This window comes from Pseudomonas sp. P1_F1_2 (assembly GCF_056405815.1).
The window spans coordinates 1-18,357 of the sequence record NZ_JBFUBK010000118.1 but is presented as its reverse complement, the minus strand read 5'-3'; the positions used below and the strand labels follow the sequence as shown (position 1 = coordinate 18,357).

The following is an 18,357-nucleotide window of genomic DNA, read 5'->3' as shown; positions in this document are numbered from 1 at the left end:
GTTGTTTTCCACGCCCGGGCGTGCGTGTGCTTTGCAAAGTTGGATTGCGCAAATTCAAACTGACGATGGCCTGGAGAACCGATTTGTTTACGGTCGTCTCCTACCATATAGCTTTTCCTCAGGAGTATGGAGTGCGCCCAGCGACGATAAGTTTGAAGCTGTTGGTGACTGGCGCGCTCAGGTGATTCGCGCCACTCTCTACATTGATAGCGATCATGCAGGTGAACTGCTGGGCAAGCTTTCAAAAGGAAACAACATCAAGGAAATCAGTAGCTCGCTTGATCTCAAGCTGTCGGATTCGCTTGAGAGGCGTATCGGGACTTTCAGCTTGAGCGATAGCTACGTATGCAGGCCAGCGGCGTTGCTATTGAATCGCGATGCGCATGAGCATCTTGGTCCACAAAGCCCTCACGGTAGTGCTTCGGCTTTTAGTGCTGCAATTACCACTATCGACAAGGAGCAATTGCTCACAACTGCGCGAGGCCTAGACCAAGAAATGGCGCGCTTCCTCGTTAAACGAATGAACGCTGATACCGGTTTGGATTTCTCTAGCAAGGATGCGGCACGATTTGGCGATTTGGAATTGCTTGTTTTCCCGACCCTAGACGACCATGAGAGAGAGCTCTTGGATGTGTCGTGGGCAGATGGATGCAAAGCACTTGTGGTCAAACTAAATCTGACGCAACTGCCGAGCTTTTCGAAGTTCTTCGTCCACGCCCAAATAATGAACGATGCACAACGCATATTTTCGACCATTGCGTCGGTCGATAAAGGAGCAACGGATGTTATCGAGTGTACGATCGAATTGCCTGATGGTTATTGGGATATTGCCGATTCGGTGGAAATTGAAATACATGGAGTGAAGGACGGAGCCTCTGCAGCCACGTTGTGCTGCACCTGGAAGAATCATTATATTCGTGAAGTCTCCATATCAGGACACGCCCTAGGAGGCTTGAACGCAGAAGTTAAGTTGGGCTGGTTGGACAATGCACTAAAGAAGAAGCTGCGAGGGTCCCCCAGGGTGAAAGCCGCGCAAACAGGTAATCGCGGTCATGGCGGATTTGCCTCGGTGATTGGTGGTAGAAAGGCAGCCCCCTGGGTAGTGGTCAATCGAAAAATAAATGAATTACTTAGTGTTTTACATCCGCCAAAGTCCGAGGCGCGTTTCTTCGGTCGACTAAGCGAGGGCGACGGCACTGAGCGCCTACAATTTGTAGAGTGGATCAAGCAGCAGTTTGCGAAGCACCGAGACCATCAGATCATTTTCTTCGACCCTTACTTTGAAGACGCTGGGATAGGTCTATTTTTCCCCAATGCGTCCGACAAAGGGGAGTATGTGGTCTTCACCACAGTTCTGCCGACGACTCCATCAACTCAAAGTCAGAAATCTTTTACCGGCGCTGACCCTGATCCCAACCGTATCGACAACCTGCTGGCGAGCTGCAAGAAGCTTCAAGGGCTAGCACAGCGGATTGACCTCAAAATATTCGGAGTCAAGCCGGGTGCTTTGCATGATCGCTATATGCTCATTGCGGATCGGCGGGGCCTTCCAGTTGTAGGTTTCAATCTTTCGAATTCAATTCAGAAGGCAAACGAAGATCATCCGTTACTCATCACTCCTATTCCTATGGATTCGTTGCATGAGGTCTTCAAATATGCGACTCGATTGATATCGAGAGCTGCGATCGGGTCGAGCGCGGATGGCGAGTACATAGAGCCAATTTTCGATTCTAAACGTCAGGAACAGCCTGTTCGACAACAGAGCGAGCGATTGAGTTTCCTGAGCTGGGATATGACGGGCTCGGTTCTCTCGACTTGGATCGGGGACGATTCGCTTCGGGGCTTACATGGCGAGGAATTGCGTGTTCGACTGACGGAGCTGGATCTACTCGATGGTGAATCTTTACGATTTCCTAAGACTCCAGGTATGGACGCGTGTGTCAGTGGCTTAAGCACGATGGAAGACGCTTCTCAACAGCGGTGGGAGATTGTGGCTGAGATACTCGCACATACAACTCATGGAGATTCTCCGTGGGGCGCTGCTGACAACCAGAAAGTTGCGTTCTTCGACTTCCTAGAGGGCTCGCTTGAAAACGCATTCTCGCGGATCAGTGACATAGCGCCCGATACCTCTTTTGAGTCGGTTCAGCCGCACTTGTTTCAGCAAGATTTGGAAAGTTTTCTTCGCGGATCTTACTCCTACGAACACTTCCGCCATCGAATTAAATACCAAGCATTGACATGGGCGGATGTCTACGCGATCAAGATCTTGTGGAATGCCGCACCAGAGAAGCTGGTGAATTTGTCGGAGCGCTGCGCGGTCACACTCGATAAAGAAGAGCACCACCGAGATGCCATCAAGCTATCCCTATTGAGTCAAATTGTCGGGGAGGTTTCTCTCGCAATCGCATTCGGGATTACGAATAAGCAAAGGGAGAGTTTGTTGCGGAGCACGAACGGGCTTCTGAAATGGATGGGATTGGCCAGTCTGAGAGATGCGTCCAAGAATGGTAACGGGGCGAAGCAAGTAGTAGCTCGTCTAGCATCGTTTGATCGGCAGACAAGCATTCGGACGATGAGTTGGTTGTTAAGCGGTCTGGCTCGGGAGGACGGGAACGGTGAGTCAGTGGATATTGTTCGGCAAGCGCTCTACTACACATTGCCACCGAAGCTAGACAAGAACGAAGCTGAATTTCTTGTTGAGAGCCTGCGAGGCCACATGCGCGAGCTAGGATGGTCTGAGCCTTGGTTGTTTGCCGAGGTGATTGTGCCGCTCCTGGAAGAAGAACGAGTAACGCCGGAAGCACTATCTAGTACATGGATGAAGGAGTTGCACTCGTACCTCGACGAAAAGTTGCTTGGTAAGACCGTCAGCTTCGACCGTTCGCGCGAAGGACGTATTACCGAAGTCGCGGCGTTTCTCCTTGCGAGAAGTTCTTTCGAGACCCAAGGCAAAGCAATCGATGTTCTACTAAAGACTTTGAAGAAAGCACGCACGAACGTGCAACAACCGTTGGCCAGCACGATGAACTGGAACAAGTGGGATTGTTCCTTAGAAGTCGCGATGTGGATCTACGCGTTTTGCCGACATGTCGAGCATCACATGGATGACTCCACAAAATTACCGGTTCAATTCGTTGATTTGTGCCAGCCATCGAGGTCTGTCGCAATGGTTCGCACATTGGACGAATGGCGTTACAACGGAGTGCAGCGAGGGGCGCTTGCGGCGTTTATTGAAGAGGTTGGAAATATTTGATTTGGGCCCTGGTGATCAACAAGGTAGGTCAATGATTCCTTCATTGGCTTCGCCTCATTTGGTGGCTCGACAGTGGGCCACCGAGGAGCGGGGTTGTGAGGCGCTCCGCTTCATATGGAGGGTTCTGTCCTGGAGCTGCCTGCCGAAACTGAATGCAACGGAAGCTTTCGTGAGCTTCCGTTTATCCGAATCACCGTTTTATCAGCTTATGCTCAATGAGCCCCATTTCTGCCTTGATTGCAGTGATGGTGAGCTTCTGCATCGCTGTGCTTTTTCCGGTTTTGGTATCCACGATCTTGAGTAGGGCGGTCAGGTGGGCTTTTCTCGCTTGAAGCGTTTCGGTTAGGGATGAGCTGTTTTCTATCGCTGTGTTCATGACTTCGATCCTTGGAGTGATTTAAACAGCCCGCGATTGCAGGCTGTTTCGGGGTAATCTGCAGTTACATCGAGAGCAGATCGCGCGTGCGATGCTGGCGGCCACGGTCCGCCAGTTCGCTCCACCTCCAACTGCCGAAGTTTTCACCTTGCTCCGGGATGTCGAGCTTCATTAAGGACACCGGGTCACGGCCTATCAGCCGAGCTGCGGCGTACAGCTTGCCTCCCACATCTAGCAGCGCTTGGGCGGCTTCATTCCACGCTTCCTCCAGCGCGTTGTGGACCAGCCGCAAGGCTGTATCCTCAATTTTTTGGTGTTCTACCTGAGCCTCGCTGATGTGTCGGTCTACGATGGCCAGCTCTTGCTCCAAGGCGGTGATGATCAGGAGCTGGCGGCGATGTTGTTCGGTGGCGGTAGTGAGGTTTTTCGCGGCTTTCTGAGCGTCGGTGCTAGCTGCTTTTTCGCCCTCGACGTCGCCCCACGCCACGGCCTGTGCGTAAGCGGTAGCCGCCTGAGTTTCAGCCTGCCGTGCGCTGGTAATCTCTTCCTGTGCTTGCTGACGAATTTCCTCCAGGCGAGTGCTCAGGCTTTGCCGTTTATCGTTAAGCTCCAGCTCATCCGCCATCCAGTTCGCCATGTCGGTAATGTAGCCTTCCATCAAGCTTTCTCGGTTGGCCAGCTTCTCCAGGCGGTCCAGCGTTTGGTCGAGTTGGAAGATCTGATGATCGATCGAATCGATCTTGATTTGGCGACTGCTGATTTCATGCCTGACGGCGCTCTCTCGGCCGTTGTTAATGACGTCCTCGCTGTGAAGCGCTGACTCAAAAGGTGGTATTTCCTTTTTGAGCGCCTCCATTTCGATGACTTTATTGGCGCGTGCGTCTTTCAGTTGTTCAATTCGGTTCATGAGTTTTGTCCTGATGATTTAATTGGGGTTCGCAGTGGCTGGCGAGGCCGATTAAGCCGGCTCTACCTCAGTCAGTAGGCCCGCCGTCAGGCGGCCTGAGCCTCGCTCTCATCCGCTACCGGCACGGTCTTCACCACGTAGCAACGCTGTATGCCCATCCCGGGTAAGCGGACGGCGCAGGAGGCTTTGCCGTTGGGACCTGGCTCAAGGACGCCACGGCGTATCAGCTCCTTGTTCACGGCATTGATGTTCATGCCCTTGAACACCTCGGAGCGCCATGCCTCCGGCAACACGTAGTAGGTGTTGGTGGTGTGCAACGCATCACCCAGGCCGTGCTCCAGCGTTTTACGAAAGCCCAATCGGTCAATGGTGCGTGGACCGTGCTCATCGATCTTCGCGGCCGCCGACTCCCAGCGGGTGAAGCGGCTTTCACCGAAGCGCTCGATCACCTGGCGCAACCGCGCCAAGATTGCGTCCCCTTCGAAGTTACCGGCGCCGCCGCGCTCATTCATCCAAGCGCCTAGGCAGACCCGGGCTGCTGTGGTGGCCGTTCCGTCTGGCCAGCCCGTAATCCCCATCGCGGTGGCCAGTTCGCCGGCTGCTGCGGCCAGTCCAAAGCGAGCGGCCGCACGATGCGCCTGACCGCTGGCGGAGGCGGGTAGTGCCTTGGCGATAAAGCCCTCCAAGGTATGGCGCAGGATCGCCGACCAACCATGCCGCTTGCCGGGCTCACAGAGGGCTGACAGGAAGGTGGTGAGCGGTGTGCCGTAGTACTTGGCCACCCGCGCCTTGAGTGCATCGGAGAGGGCGGCGGCGTCATCGAAGCCGTTCAGAACATCGAACATACCGAGGCCTTTGCTGGCGTCTGCTGGCACGGCGAGCATCCGCACTTCCATGCCGGCTTTCAGTTCCTTGTTGGCTTCAGCCATGTGCTGCGCCAATGTCTTCTCGCCGGTCGAGAGAAACAGCAAGCGCCATTCCTGAACCTGTCGGCCTGCTTGTCCTCGATCATTGGCGCGAGCCTTCCCGGTGCCGTTGCCGAGCATGTACACCGTTTCGCCAATGATGCGTGGGTCGCACATGCCGATTTCATCCAGCACCAGGAGCCCGTCCGAATGCGCGGCGGCGATGGATTCCAAGGCGTTATCCGTCGATCGCCAGGAACGCACCAGACGCGGTCCGCCGTAGATCGAGGCAGCCACTTGTAGGTGGGTGGTCTTGCCGCCCGAGCTGTCACCGTAGAGGTGAAAGCCGCCCGACTCATGGCCGAGCATGTGCAGTAGCGGACCGGCAAACGCCACGCTGGCCACAAACGCCAAGCGGTGATTGCCGATGCACAAGGCGCCGATCTGCTCTTGCCACTGTTCCAGGGTGCCAGCTTCGCTGATCGGAGGCAGCTGCGCGCCGGCCTCATAGAAGTGCAGGTGTTCGGTGTGCAAGCCCACCTGCTGTTCGGGCAGCAAGAAGGCGCTGTCATGCCAGCCCAAACGGGTGACCAAGCGTGCGCGCTGGGCGCTGTCGAAGCCGCCGAGGTAACTCTGCAGGTCGTTGCGGGCGTTGCGACCGGAACGACTGCCGGCCAGACGCAAACCCATGTCCACCAGTGGCCCCAGCACGTCCTTGCCGAAGTCGCCGGTCATGGTCCGTGCCGGAATGTTCCAACGCTTTTTCGCCCCGTCCGGATCGTCGAACTCGACCAGCAAACCCCAGTTATGACCTTGCGCATCTCGGGTGCGCGCCAGGATCTCCAGTGGAGAACACACCGGACGGGCTTCGCCATCGTCACCGGAATAAAACACGCCTTCTGGTGTCAGACGGAAGCCGCCGGGCAGCAGATCGTTTTTGGGTTTCGCAGCACGCTTGGTCGTTGGTTTGGTTTTAACTTCGAGTGGTTCGGCCGGTGCTTTTTCTGGATCAACACCGAACAGTTCGCCGCTGCGTTCCAACTCGGCGACGTGCGCCGCCGTCCAGCCTTTGGCTTGGGCATCGGCCGCGTCGTCACCGTCTTCCCATTGGCCACCCTTGGCGAACGTCGGTTGGTCATTCGTGAGCGTGGGCTTGCGTTTGAAGACGTCCAGGGCGATCACGCGCACTGACGCGGCACCGATCTGTAGCAGTTGTTTAGCGATTGCGTCCATGCAGCTTTTGCCACTGGCGTCGTTGTCTGGCCACAACACCACGGACCGACCTTTGAGCGGTGTCAGGTCGGCCTTGTGCCAGGAGTTCGAGCCATTCGGCCAGCACGTGGCCACGTAGTGGGGCAGCAGCTCCGCTGCGGCGTCGGCGGCCTTTTCGCCTTCGCACAGCATGACCGGAGCCTCGGCGCGTTGCACCAATTCATCCAGGCGCAGCAGAGGACGCGGCTCCGGCAAGCCTTGCCAACGCCATTGCTGCGTTTGACCTTCGGCCCGTTGGCACCAGGTCAAAGGGGCAAACACCTTGCGCGGTTTGCCGTCTTCATCCGGGCCCAAGTCGAAGCGGTAGAGCGCCATGACTGGCTGGCCCTGAGTGTCACGGTAAATCCAGACTTTCGACGGCGCACCGTGTTGCCGGTGTCTGGCCGGGCACTTGTTCATGGCCTCGGCCGGGATCGGCTGTATGGCCAGCCATTCCGGTGTTTTGCTTTTGCTGGGGCTCGGCTTTGATGGAGCTGTCCCGGCGGTAATGTGGAGCCGCTCCGCCAGCGTGTTGCAGGCTTCGACGTCGGTGCCGCCCTCCAAATAACGCACCAGATCAATCAGGTCACCGCCTTTGTCTCCGGTGGCAAAATCCGCCCAAGTGCCTTTGCTCAAGTTGACCTTGAGGGAGCCTGCGCGCTTGTCGGTGCGGGTAGGATTAGGAGCTGTGTATTCCTTGCCGCCGTCCACGCGTTTACCGTTGGGCAGCCAATGAGCAAGTACCCGGGAGATCTCTTTCAGGGAAGTCGCTTTCACGTCCGCGAAGCTGGGGCGTTGCGTCTTATTGGACATGGCCAGCCTCCGACTTCAGGAGGGCTATGGTCACATCGTCAATGACCGCCTTACTCATTTCGCTGAGGTAGTGAGCAGCCATCGCGCAGTCTTCTGCGCCGTCTCCGTGTGTGGCCAGGAGCGACATGCGAGTCGCGCAACTCAGCAGATTTGAGGCGTGTTCAAGCGCGTCGGTCAAAGGCACATTGGCACTGAGACGGAACAGCATTTGGGTGGAGTCGCCGCACTGAGTGAACGTGGTTGAGCCTTGGGTGGTGACGTTCGTCTGAAGGTTCATTGCGCACCCCCGTTTTTAGCACGAGGAATCGAAGTTGCATCGCCGTGCAGGGTCAGGGTTTTGATCAAGCCCAGGGTGCCGCGCACGTCCCAAATAACGGCCGCCAATACGTGATTGGCCAGACGCGGTCTGTCGCTTTCGCTTTCGAAGTGATCTTCAAGCAACGTCAGCACCGAGTCGGCGCGGGCAATGGCGCAGGTGATCGCGTCGATAGGAACGCCGGCTTCAATATCGTTGCTGACGTCGAGCAGATCTTCGGGTAGGGAGAAGCTCAGGGCGTGGTTCATTGGGCACCGCCTGCGGCTTCGAGAGCGCGGGCTTTGGCCATATGGGCGTTGTATCGGGCGAGACGTGTTGCGAGGCTGGAATTGGCGTGTAAAGCGGCGAGAGCCATTGCACGATGGGTAGAGGCGCGAATTTTGGACGGATTGAGGGCGTGCATGGGGTGAAGCTCCTGTATGTGAGGAGCTGCCACCGTTCGCCGTCAAACGAATTGGGGTGGCAGCTGTGCGCAGGTTGACGGACCGGGCATACAGGACCCCGGCAGACCCGAAGGTCTCCCACGCACAGCTACCATAAAGCGGGAATGCGGGCACAAAAAAAGCGCCTGCAATCGATATGGGGGCGCCTGTGCGCCTGCATGTACTCGGGCCGTCAAACCCGGTCGCTGATTTTGCAGCGACGGCCAGAGAGTAACGTCCGTATTTCGAAAGTGCAACTGCACTGATGACTTGCGGATTTTTCAGGTGCGGCATAAATTGCTCGGGCATGTGGATTTACCTCAACGCCTCCGGATCGCTCCCGGGGGCGTTTTCATTTCAAGCATCGCGCTCGTGGCGCAAGGTGAGTACGGGGGAATAGCCATCGCGAATCATCTGGCGAGCATCGTGATAGGCATCTGTTGCCTGGGCTTTATCCAGGACGACAACACCCAACTTGTCCGCATGCATGATCAGCAGGCACCAAACGCCATCCGGCCAGCTCAATACGCCTAGAGTCCGTCCGCTTTGCTCGTGTTTTCTGCGCAATCGCTCAAAACGTTGGATACGTGTTTTGGAGAATCCAACTTCGTGCAATGTCTGAAATGACCTGAGTTTTGAGAGCGAAGGAGGTGGTCTTCTCATGCCGCCACCTTGTTTCTTGCCGAAATGCGAGCTCGAACCCAACTTTGGACTTCATCAAGAACCCATGCGACAGGCGCTCCGCGAGCTTTACTGCCGCTTAGTTTTACTGGAAGTGGGAATTCGCTATCCGCTTGCCGCATCAGTTTGTAAATCGTTGGACGTGCTAGTCCAACGATGGCGATTAATTCCGGCATGCGAATCAAAATTGCTGAAGGGTCAGCGGCAGGGTGACTGGCTCGCCTGGCGTTTATATCGGCGGCTTGGGGCGAGTGAGTTTCGAAAGAATTTGCTGATTTGAAGGTCTGGTGTGTCATAGAAAACCCCTGGTTATGGATACAGGGGTATCTATCTATACACTTATCTAGACGAAGGAAACTACTTTGTCTCTAGACCGGTCAATGTGTAGTCAATACAGGTACAACACAGGGTGAACGCAGCAGTACAGTAATTGCTTCCGGCCATTTTTTCACTGTGATAGCGAATGTCGCTCAGGGTGGTGAATTATTCATTCGGAGTGCATTTTGACACTCACTCACTCACTCACTCACTCACTCACTCACTCACTCACCCGCGATCCCGCGCCCTAGATTTTAGTGTTCAACCAGCGAAGTATGTCAGTTAAGTATTCGCAAGCGATGTCTGGCCGGCAGGCGTGAGGGCACTCATCGAGCTAGGCGGGTGCGAAGCTGAGGTGCCTACGGCTGTTACACGTCATAGCCGAGTTACACCTCGTGTACGCTCACCCATCATTAAGTGTTACGATTGAAAAAATCAATAATATCAGTAGGTTAGATTTAATCGTTACACCTGTAACACGCGTTACACTGATTTTTTGGGGGCGGGGGCGACCTGATTGTCAGACTGCTTTTCCAAACTGCCTTTGCACCACATTTCCTGCGGCTAGCGCATCAAGGTGATCTGCATACCATTGCATCATCTTTACGCGTTGCTCAAGGTATTGAGCTTTGTTGTATACCCCCGAAATACCTTCCTCTTTGTGAGCAAGCTGCGCTTCAACATGTTCTTTCGGCCAACCATGTTCTCGAAGCAGAGTACTCGCGGTGTGCCGAGTACCGTGTCCAACTAGGCGGCCTTTATAGCCAATGGTGGCGAAGACTTTATTGATCGTGTTTTCGCTAATGGTTGGATTTTTGGCTCCGACGCCGGGGCAGAGCCAGCGACTTCGCCCGGTTAAGCAATGCAGCTCCTTCAGCGCTGTAACTGCTTGGTTGGGAAGGGGGCAGACAAAATCTCGACGCATCTTCATCTTGGCGGCAGGCGTGGTCCAAATGGCTTTATCCAGGTCAAACTCCTTCCATTCAGCCAAGCGGACCATGCCCGGTCGCGATGCTGTCCATACGCATAGCCAAGCAGCAGTACGAGCAGTCAATCTGGCCGGTGTATTTTTGAGCGCCTTGAGAAATTCACCCAGTTCAGGCTCTAGCAAATGTGGATGCTGCTGAGTCTTAGGGGCTTGGGCTGCAATGTCGCGAAGGCGGCTACCTGGATCGTTTTCAGTCAGACCTAATCCGATGGCCCGCCCGAAGATTTGATTTATCCAGGTGCGACACTTTTCAGCCACGTTGTGTGCGTCCCGGGCTTCGATGGATGCCTGAAGCTTTGCGCAATCGGTGCGTGTGATGTCGTCTAGAGGCTTGTCTCCCAGTGCCGGGAGTATGTCCTTGTCGAGGTAGGTGCGGATTTTGTTGAGGGTGGAGGATGCTAGACCCTTTTCCTCTTTCGCTTTGAGCCAAGCATCAGCGGCAGCTCGAAAGGTTCGGGTTTTGGCAGCATCGATAGCAGCTTTCGCGGATCGTTTTTGCTCAAGGGGGTCGGCACCGCTACTCACTACTTTGCGTAGATCGGCAGCTTTGTCTCGTGCCAATGCACCACTTACTTCCGGGTAACCCCCTAGCCCCATCCAAGCCCAATTGCCCGCCGGACGTTTGTAGCGGAGCTGCCAAGATTTACCACCATCAGGTTTGACCCTGAAGTAGAGGCCGTTTCCGTCCAGCTCCCGGTATTCCTTTGATTCCGGTTCCAGTCCCGCAAGAGTTGTATCTGCGAGAGGGCGGCGCTTGATGTCTGCGCGCTTCATCCTTGTATCCCAAAGTTCGGTAGTTTTCTCAGGATACAAGCAGGGATACAGGGATACAACGGATAAGGGGATACAGAGGTAGATAGCCAGACACAAAAAAACCGGCCTAAGTGGCCGGTTTCTTTGGGTCTGAGAGTCTGGTAGAGACTTTCAGATACTGCTATATGGTGCCCCGAGGGAGACTCGAACTCCCACTCCTTTCGAAAACGGATTTTGAATCCGCCGCGTCTACCAATTCCGCCATCAGGGCTCAATGGCGGCGAAGTATAGAGATGAGATTACCGTCGGTCAATCAGGTACATAGAGAATTTTCACTATTTCGGCTAGACTTCCGGCCCCTGCTAGACGAACCCCATCATGCGCGTTGCTGACTTTACTTTCGAACTCCCAGATTCGCTGATCGCCCGCCACCCTTTGGCCGAGCGTCGCAACAGTCGCCTGTTGACCCTTGATGGGGTCAGCGGCGCCCTGGCACACCGTCAATTCACCGATTTGCTCGAGCATTTGCGCCCGGGCGATTTGATGGTGTTCAACAATACCCGGGTGATTCCGGCGCGGCTGTTTGGCCAGAAGGCTTCCGGCGGCAAGCTGGAAATCCTGGTCGAGCGCGTGCTCGACAGTCATCGCGTGCTGGCGCATGTGCGTTCCAGCAAGTCGCCGAAGCCGGGGTCGAAGATCCTGATCGATGGTGGTGGCGAAGCGGAAATGCTCGCGCGTCACGATGCGTTGTTCGAGTTGGGGTTCGCCGAAGAGGTATTGCCGCTGCTCGATCGCGTCGGGCACATGCCGTTGCCGCCTTATATAGACCGCCCGGATGAAGGCTCGGACCGCGAGCGTTATCAGACTGTCTACGCCGAGCGCCTGGGCGCGGTGGCGGCGCCGACGGCGGGGCTGCATTTCGATCAGCCGCTGATGGAGGCGATTGCCGCCAAGGGCATCGAGACCGCGTTCGTGACGCTGCACGTCGGTGCCGGTACGTTCCAGCCAGTACGCGTCGAGAAGATCGAAGACCACCACATGCACAGCGAATGGCTGGAAGTCGGCCAGGACGTGGTGGATGCGGTTGCCGCTTGCCGCGCTCGCGGTGGTCGCGTGGTGGCCGTGGGGACCACCAGCGTGCGTTCGCTGGAAAGTGCTGCGCGCGATGGCGTGCTCAAGCCGTTCAGTGGCGACACCGATATCTTTATCTACCCAGGCCGACCGTTTCATGTGGTCGATGCCTTGGTCACCAACTTCCATTTGCCCGAATCCACGCTCTTGATGCTGGTTTCGGCGTTCGCCGGTTATCCCGAAGCCATGGCTGCTTATAAAGCGGCCGTCGAGCATGGATACCGCTTTTTCAGCTACGGTGATGCGATGTTTATCACCCGTAATCCCGCACCACGTGGCCCTGAGGACAAAGAATGAGTCGCCAAAGTCGTATGTCGTTTGAGTTGCTTGCTACTGACGGCAAGGCTCGTCGCGGTCGTTTGACCTTTCCACGCGGTACCGTAGAAACCCCGGCCTTCATGCCAGTGGGCACCTACGGCACCGTCAAGGGCATGTTGCCGCGGGATATCACCGCCACCGGCGCGGAAATCATTCTGGGCAACACCTTCCACTTGTGGCTGCGTCCTGGCACCGAAGTGATCAAGAAGCACGGCGACCTGCACGATTTCATGCAGTGGAAAGGCCCGATCCTGACCGACTCCGGTGGTTTCCAAGTGTTCAGCCTGGGCGCCATGCGCAAGATCAAAGAGGAGGGCGTGACTTTCGCTTCCCCGGTCGACGGCGCCAAGGTGTTCATGGGCCCGGAAGAGTCGATGCAGGTTCAGCGTGACCTGGGCTCGGACATCGTGATGATCTTCGACGAATGCACCCCGTACCCGGCTGACGAAGACGTCGCTCGCGTGTCGATGGAGCTGTCGTTGCGTTGGGCCAAGCGCTCGAAAGAAGCCCATGGCGACAACACGGCGGCGCTGTTCGGCATCGTTCAGGGCGGCATGCACCAGGACCTGCGCATGCGCTCCCTGGAAGGCCTCGACCAGATCGGCTTTGATGGCCTGGCCATTGGCGGTCTATCGGTGGGCGAGCCCAAGCACGAAATGATCAAGGTGCTGGATTACCTGCCGGGTCAGATGCCGGCTGACAAACCTCGTTACCTTATGGGCGTTGGCAAACCGGAAGATCTGGTTGAGGGTGTGCGCCGCGGTGTGGACATGTTCGATTGCGTGATGCCAACCCGTAATGCCCGCAATGGGCATCTGTTCATTGATACCGGCGTGCTGAAGATCCGTAACGCGTTCCATCGCCATGATGATTCGCCGCTCGATCCGACCTGCGATTGCTATACCTGCCAGAACTTCTCCCGTGCTTATCTGCATCACCTGGACAAGTGCGGCGAAATGCTGGGGAGCATGCTCAATACCATCCATAACTTGCGTCATTATCAAGTGCTTATGGCTGGTTTGCGCGAGGCTATTCAACAGGGTACATTGGCCGCCTTTGTCGATGCCTTCTACGCCAAACGCGGGTTACCTGTTCCGCCTTTGGACTGAGTTTTCTGACCCCAAGATTCAACATTTGCAACTGGAGTGCTAAATGAGCTTTTTTATCTCTAATGCCATGGCTGACGCCGCTGCACCTGCTGCGGGCCCTATGGGTGGCGGTTTTGAGTGGATTTTCCTGGTCGGTTTCCTGGTCATCTTCTACCTGATGATCTGGCGTCCACAGGCCAAGCGCGCCAAAGAACAAAAGAACCTGCTGAGCAGCCTGCAAAAAGGCGACGAAGTTGTGACCACTGGCGGTATCGCCGGCAAGATCACTAAAGTTGCAGACGATTTCGTTGTTCTGGAAGTTTCCGACACTGTCGAAATGAAGTTCCAGAAGGGCGCTATTGCCGCGACGCTGCCAAAAGGCACGCTGAAAGCGATCTAAGTTTCAACTTCATATTCAATCGACGGGGCGCGCAAGGCGCCCCGCGTCATAAACGGGCGGCGTGATGCTGAACAAATATCCTCTGTGGAAATACATTCTGATCCTGGCGGTGCTGGCGGTCGGTCTGATTTATTCCGCTCCCAATCTATATCCTGATGACCCGGCCATTCAGGTCAGCGGTGCAAGTACTGCGCTGCTCGTCAATCAGGCTGATCTGGATCGTGTGAGCACTGCGCTCAAGGAATCCGGGATCAACGTCAAGGCTGCCACGCTGGCGGCGAACGGCAAGGGTGGTCTGATTCGCCTGACCAAGGCTGAAGATCAGTTGCCTGCCAAAGACGTCGTGCGCAAGGCGTTGGGTGATGACTACGTCGTTGCACTGAACCTGGCACAAACCACGCCGCAATGGTTGCGCAGCCTGGGCGCGCACCCGATGAAGCTGGGTCTGGACTTGTCCGGTGGTGTGCACTTCCTGCTGGAAGTGGACATGGACAAAGCAATCGACGCACGTTTGAAAGTGTACGAAGGCGACGTCAAGAGCCTGTTGCGTAAAGAAAAACTGCGCTATCGCAGCCTGCCGCAACTCAACGGTGCCATTCAGCTGGGCTTCACTGATGAAGCAACCCGCGAAGAGGCCCGTGCGCTGGTCCGCAAGAACTTCAACGATTTCGACATTGTTCCGGCCGACCTGAATGGTCAACCGGTGCTGCGTCTGGCGATGACCCCAGCCAAGCTGGCGGAAATCCGCGAATACTCCATCAAGCAGAACTTGACCACGGTACGTAACCGCGTCAACGAGCTGGGTGTTGCCGAACCGATCGTCCAGCGTCAGGGCGCCAACCGCATCGTGGTTGAGCTGCCGGGCGTCCAGGACACCGCAGAAGCCAAGCGTATCCTCGGCAAGACGGCCAACCTTGAGTTCCGTCTGGCTGCTGAGCCGGGTGCTTCGAAAGCTACCTCCGAAACCTTCGAGTTCCGTGAAGGCAAGCGTCCGCCGGCACAGATCGAGCGTGGCCTGATCATCACTGGTGACCAGGTGACTGACGCCAAGGCTGGCTTCGGCGAGCACGGCACGCCAGAAGTGAACATCCGTCTGGATGGTCACGGTGGCGAGCTGATGAGTCGTGCGACTCGCAGCAACGTCGGTCGCAGCATGGCGGTGATCTTCATCGAACAGCGTCCGGTGACCACTTACGTCAAGCAAATGGTTAACGGCGTCGAGAAAGACGTGCCAGTCCAGACGTTCAAGGAAGAGAAGAAGATCATCAGCCTGGCGACCATCCAGTCGCCGCTGGGTGCTCAGTTCCGCATCACTGGCCTGAACGGCCAGGGCGAGTCTTCCGAACTGGCGCTGCTGCTGCGTGCCGGTGGTCTGGCTGCACCGATGTACTTCGCTGAAGAGCGCACCATTGGTCCAAGCCTGGGTGCCGACAACATTACCAAAGGTATTGATGCATCGCTGTGGGGCATGCTGTTTGTCTCGCTGTTCATCATGGTCATCTACCGCTTCTTTGGCCTCATCGCCACCGTCGCTCTGGCGGTGAACATGGTGCTGCTGCTGGCCTTGATGTCGCTGCTGGGTGCAACGCTGACCCTGCCGGGTATCGCCGGTATCGTATTGACCATGGGTATGGCGGTCGACGCCAACGTACTGATCTTCTCGCGGATACGTGAAGAGATCGCGGCGGGCATGACCGTACAACGGGCAATCAACGAAGGCTTCGGCCGGGCATTCACCGCGATTCTCGACGCCAACCTGACAACCTTGTTGGTCGGCGGGATTCTCTTTGCGATGGGCACAGGCCCGGTCAAAGGTTTCGCAGTGACCATGTCCCTCGGGATCTTTACCTCGATGTTCACGGCCATCATGGTGACCCGCGCGATGGTCAACCTGATCTTCGGCGGTCGTGACTTCAAGAAGTTGTGGATTTAAGGGGCTGCCATGTTACGTACAATCAACTTCATGGGCGTTCGCAACTTTGCGTTCGGCGTCACATTGTTCCTTACGGCGCTGGCCATTTTCAGTGTCTTCCATAAGGGCATGAACTGGGGCCTGGACTTCACCGGCGGTACGCTCATTGAGCTGACCTACGAGCGTCCAGCTGACGTCACCAAGGTGCGTGAGCAACTGGTGACATCGGGTTATCACGAAGCCATCGTGCAAAGCTTCGGTGCAACTACCGACTTGCTGGTGCGTATGCCGGGTGAAGATCCGCAACTGGGTCACCAGGTGGCAGAAGCGCTGCTGAAAGTCGGCGGCGACAACCCGGCGACGGTCAAACGCGTCGAGTTCGTTGGTCCGCAAGTAGGTGAAGAGCTGCGCGACCAGGGCGGCCTCGGCATGCTGATGGCGCTGGGCGGCATCCTGATCTACCTGGCGTTCCGCTTTCAGTGGAAGTTTGCGGTCGGTGCGATTGTTTCGTTGATCCACGACGTGATCGTGACCATCGGTATCCTTTCGTTCTTCCAGATCACCTTCGACCTGACGGTGCTGGCGGCGGTACTGGCGATCATTGGTTACTCGCTCAACGACACCATCGTGGTATTCGACCGGGTTCGTGAGAACTTCCGGGTACTGCGCAAGGCCAGTCTGATCGAGAACATCAACATCTCGACCACGCAAACCCTGCTGCGGACCATGGCGACTTCGATCTCCACGTTGCTGGCGATTGCGGCCCTGCTGTTCTTCGGCGGTGACAACCTGTTCGGCTTCTCCATTGCGCTGTTCGTCGGTGTTCTGGCGGGTACTTACTCGTCGATCTACATCGCGAACGTGGTGCTGATCTGGCTGAACCTGAGCACTGAAGACCTGATTCCACCGGCCAATACCGAGAAGGAAGTCGACGACCGCCCATAACGGCCATCGCTTTTTCCGGTAGTTAGCCCAAAAAGGCGCGAGTTGAACTCGCGCCTTTTTTTGTGCTCCAAGGCTGGGAGAAGCGCGGGTTTGTCCCGCATGTGATGGTCAGGAGGTTCATGTGAACAAGTCGATGCTGGTTGGTGCGGTATTGGGTGCTGTCGGTGTGACTGCCGGGGGTGCTGTTGCCACCTACAGCTTGGTTAAAAGCGGCCCTGAGTTTGCGCAAGTACTCGCCGTTGAGCCGGTCAAGACTCAGATCAAGACGCCACGTGAAGTCTGCAAGGATGTCGCAGTGACTCGGCAAGCGCCGGTCAAGGATCAGCATCAGATCGCCGGTACCGTAGTGGGTGCGTTGGCGGGCGGTCTGTTGGGTAACCAGATCGGCGGCGGCACCGGCAAGAAGATTGCTACGGTCGCAGGCGCTGTCGGCGGTGGTTATGCGGGCAACAAGGTTCAGGAAGGCATGCAAGAGCGTGATACCTACACCACGACTCAAACTCGCTGTAACACCGTGAATGACATCAGCGACAAGGTCGTTGGCTACGATGTTCGGTATTCGCTGGATGGCAAGGAAGGCAAGGTGCGGATGGATCGTGATCCGGGTAACCAGATTCCGGTCGACAAGGAAGGTAAGCTGATCCTGTCGCAGAACGAAGAGAATCGCTGAATACTCAGGTTACAGATTGGAAAAGAAGCACCCTTCGGGGTGCTTTTTTTTGTGCCCGGAATACGACGGCGGGAACACCTGTAAACCTGTAAGAGCCGGGCTTGCCCGCGATAGCGATTTCACCTGCACCATTCATGGTGATTGACACACCGCCATCGCGGGCAAGCCCGGCTCCTACAGGGGGTGAGGGGAATGCACAAATCGCAGGCATAAAAAAAGCACCCCGAAGGGTGCTTTTTTGTCGCTGGAAGCTTAGCGCTTCAGCGAGGCTGGCAGGTGCGGCTGGATGGCCGTCAGTACTGCTTTGAAGCACTTGGTGTTACCGGCAACGACGTGGCCTTTTTCAAGGAATTCGTGACCGCCGGTGAAGTCGCTGATCAAGCCGCCAGCTTCTTGAATCAGCAGGGCACCTGCAGCCATGTCCCACTCGGACAGGCCCGACTCCCAGAACGCGTCGAAACGACCGGCAGCCACGTAGGCCAGGTCCAGGCTTGCCGAACCAGCGCGACGGATGCCAGCGGTCTGGCCAACCAGGGCGCGGAACATGCCCAGGTAGTTCTCGAGGTTGTCCATCTGGTCGTCACGGAACGGGAAGCCGGTACCCAGAAGGGCGCCTTCCAGGCTGGTGCGGCCGCTGACGCGCAGGCGACGACCGTTCAGTTGAGCGCCGCGACCACGGCTGGCGGTGAATTCTTCCTGGCGAACCGGGTCCAGAACAACAGCGTGTTCCAGGCGACCGCGGTATTTGCAGGCGATGCTGACAGCGAAGTGAGGAATGCCGCGCAGGAAGTTGGTGGTGCCGTCCAGCGGATCGATGATCCACAGGTATTCTTCGCCTTCGATGCCGTTGCCGGCGTGCATGCCGGTTTCTTCACCCAGGATCGAGTGGTTTGGGTAGGCCTTGCGC

Annotated in this window: 16 protein-coding genes and 1 tRNA gene; 7 read left to right on the top strand and 10 right to left on the bottom strand. The window is 56.5% G+C overall.

The features are described 5' to 3' along the window. Position 1: 1 nt before the first annotated feature. Positions 2-3,256, top strand: coding sequence for a VPA1262 family protein (locus AC1D2P_RS26215; protein ID WP_477811669.1), 3,255 nt, complete (start codon positions 2-4; stop codon positions 3,254-3,256). Positions 3,257-3,446: 190 nt separating this feature from the next. On the opposite strand, the gene AC1D2P_RS26210 is transcribed toward AC1D2P_RS26215, so the two are convergent. From AC1D2P_RS26210 to AC1D2P_RS26170, 9 genes are all read right to left on the bottom strand, one after another. Then, entirely contained in the window at positions 3,447-3,632 is a 186-nt protein-coding gene (locus AC1D2P_RS26210) for a hypothetical protein (protein ID WP_477757980.1), read from the bottom strand. 64 nt (positions 3,633-3,696) lie between these two features. Beyond that, positions 3,697-4,539, bottom strand: a complete 843-nt coding sequence (locus AC1D2P_RS26205; protein WP_477757981.1) for a chromosome segregation protein SMC — start codon at positions 4,537-4,539, stop codon at positions 3,697-3,699. Positions 4,540-4,625: 86 nt separating this feature from the next. Continuing rightward, positions 4,626-7,508 (bottom strand): DUF927 domain-containing protein, encoded by a 2,883-nt coding sequence (locus AC1D2P_RS26200; RefSeq protein ID WP_477757982.1) that lies wholly within the window; start codon positions 7,506-7,508, stop codon positions 4,626-4,628. After that, the gene (locus tag AC1D2P_RS26195) at positions 7,498-7,785 is read right to left on the bottom strand and encodes a DUF3077 domain-containing protein (RefSeq protein WP_477757983.1); all 288 of its coding nucleotides are present in this window, start codon (positions 7,783-7,785) and stop codon (positions 7,498-7,500) included. Before AC1D2P_RS26195 ends, AC1D2P_RS26200 begins: the two co-directional genes overlap by 11 nt. Beyond that, positions 7,782-8,072, bottom strand: coding sequence for a hypothetical protein (locus AC1D2P_RS26190; RefSeq protein WP_477757984.1), 291 nt, complete (start codon positions 8,070-8,072; stop codon positions 7,782-7,784). The genes AC1D2P_RS26195 and AC1D2P_RS26190 overlap by 4 nt, the downstream gene beginning before the upstream one ends. A gap of 531 nt (positions 8,073-8,603) precedes the next feature. After that, positions 8,604-8,909, bottom strand: a complete 306-nt coding sequence (locus AC1D2P_RS26185) for a hypothetical protein (protein ID WP_123368306.1) — start codon at positions 8,907-8,909, stop codon at positions 8,604-8,606. Continuing rightward, entirely contained in the window at positions 8,906-9,223 is a 318-nt protein-coding gene (locus AC1D2P_RS26180) for a helix-turn-helix transcriptional regulator (protein WP_477757985.1), read from the bottom strand. Before AC1D2P_RS26180 ends, AC1D2P_RS26185 begins: the two co-directional genes overlap by 4 nt. 542 nt (positions 9,224-9,765) lie before the next feature. Beyond that, the gene (locus AC1D2P_RS26175) at positions 9,766-11,007 is read right to left on the bottom strand and encodes a tyrosine-type recombinase/integrase (protein ID WP_477757986.1); all 1,242 of its coding nucleotides are present in this window, start codon (positions 11,005-11,007) and stop codon (positions 9,766-9,768) included. A gap of 165 nt (positions 11,008-11,172) precedes the next feature. Further along, positions 11,173-11,257, bottom strand: a tRNA-Leu gene (locus AC1D2P_RS26170). A gap of 107 nt (positions 11,258-11,364) precedes the next feature. Here AC1D2P_RS26170 and queA point away from each other — a divergent pair. The 6 genes from queA to AC1D2P_RS26140 all read left to right on the top strand — a co-directional run bounded on the left by queA (position 11,365) and on the right by AC1D2P_RS26140 (position 17,450). Beyond that, positions 11,365-12,414: a tRNA preQ1(34) S-adenosylmethionine ribosyltransferase-isomerase QueA gene (gene queA / locus AC1D2P_RS26165; protein ID WP_077431307.1), complete on the top strand. Its 1,050-nt coding sequence runs from the start codon at positions 11,365-11,367 to the stop codon at positions 12,412-12,414. A 14-nt stretch (positions 12,415-12,428) separates the two neighbouring features. Beyond that, complete coding sequence (gene tgt, locus AC1D2P_RS26160) at positions 12,429-13,544, top strand: tRNA guanosine(34) transglycosylase Tgt (RefSeq protein WP_128870527.1); 1,116 nt, start codon at positions 12,429-12,431, stop codon at positions 13,542-13,544. A gap of 43 nt (positions 13,545-13,587) precedes the next feature. After that, the gene (yajC, locus tag AC1D2P_RS26155; protein ID WP_007982729.1) at positions 13,588-13,923 is read left to right on the top strand and encodes a preprotein translocase subunit YajC; all 336 of its coding nucleotides are present in this window, start codon (positions 13,588-13,590) and stop codon (positions 13,921-13,923) included. 64 nt (positions 13,924-13,987) lie between these two features. Next, complete coding sequence (gene secD / locus AC1D2P_RS26150; protein WP_077431309.1) at positions 13,988-15,856, top strand: protein translocase subunit SecD; 1,869 nt, start codon at positions 13,988-13,990, stop codon at positions 15,854-15,856. 9 nt (positions 15,857-15,865) lie between these two features. Further along, on the top strand, positions 15,866-16,780 hold the full coding sequence (gene secF / locus AC1D2P_RS26145) for a protein translocase subunit SecF (protein WP_046026635.1): 915 nt from the start codon (positions 15,866-15,868) through the stop codon (positions 16,778-16,780). A 121-nt stretch (positions 16,781-16,901) separates the two neighbouring features. After that, positions 16,902-17,450, top strand: a complete 549-nt coding sequence (locus AC1D2P_RS26140; protein WP_046026633.1) for a glycine zipper 2TM domain-containing protein — start codon at positions 16,902-16,904, stop codon at positions 17,448-17,450. A 252-nt stretch (positions 17,451-17,702) separates the two neighbouring features. Here AC1D2P_RS26140 and AC1D2P_RS26135 read toward each other — a convergent pair. Further along, positions 17,703-18,357, bottom strand: a 655-nt coding sequence (locus AC1D2P_RS26135) for an inositol monophosphatase family protein (protein ID WP_477811668.1), incomplete at its 5' end; no start/stop codon positions are given.

Excerpts from the sequence above, each read along its gene's own strand:
- AC1D2P_RS26210 (WP_477757980.1), bottom strand. The coding sequence starts at position 3,632 with ATGAACACAGCGATAGAAAACAGCTCATCCCTAACCGAAACGCTTCAA.
- AC1D2P_RS26205 (WP_477757981.1), bottom strand. The coding sequence starts at position 4,539 with ATGAACCGAATTGAACAACTGAAAGACGCACGCGCCAATAAAGTCATC.
- AC1D2P_RS26200 (WP_477757982.1), bottom strand. The coding sequence starts at position 7,508 with ATGTCCAATAAGACGCAACGCCCCAGCTTCGCGGACGTGAAAGCGACT.
- AC1D2P_RS26195 (WP_477757983.1), bottom strand. The coding sequence starts at position 7,785 with ATGAACCTTCAGACGAACGTCACCACCCAAGGCTCAACCACGTTCACT.
- AC1D2P_RS26190 (WP_477757984.1), bottom strand. The coding sequence starts at position 8,072 with ATGAACCACGCCCTGAGCTTCTCCCTACCCGAAGATCTGCTCGACGTC.
- AC1D2P_RS26185 (WP_123368306.1), bottom strand. The coding sequence starts at position 8,909 with ATGAGAAGACCACCTCCTTCGCTCTCAAAACTCAGGTCATTTCAGACA.
- AC1D2P_RS26180 (WP_477757985.1), bottom strand. The coding sequence starts at position 9,223 with ATGACACACCAGACCTTCAAATCAGCAAATTCTTTCGAAACTCACTCG.
- AC1D2P_RS26175 (WP_477757986.1), bottom strand. The coding sequence starts at position 11,007 with ATGAAGCGCGCAGACATCAAGCGCCGCCCTCTCGCAGATACAACTCTT.
- queA (WP_077431307.1), top strand. The coding sequence starts at position 11,365 with ATGCGCGTTGCTGACTTTACTTTCGAACTCCCAGATTCGCTGATCGCC.
- tgt (WP_128870527.1), top strand. The coding sequence starts at position 12,429 with ATGTCGTTTGAGTTGCTTGCTACTGACGGCAAGGCTCGTCGCGGTCGT.
- yajC (WP_007982729.1), top strand. The coding sequence starts at position 13,588 with ATGAGCTTTTTTATCTCTAATGCCATGGCTGACGCCGCTGCACCTGCT.
- secD (WP_077431309.1), top strand. The coding sequence starts at position 13,988 with ATGCTGAACAAATATCCTCTGTGGAAATACATTCTGATCCTGGCGGTG.
- secF (WP_046026635.1), top strand. The coding sequence starts at position 15,866 with ATGTTACGTACAATCAACTTCATGGGCGTTCGCAACTTTGCGTTCGGC.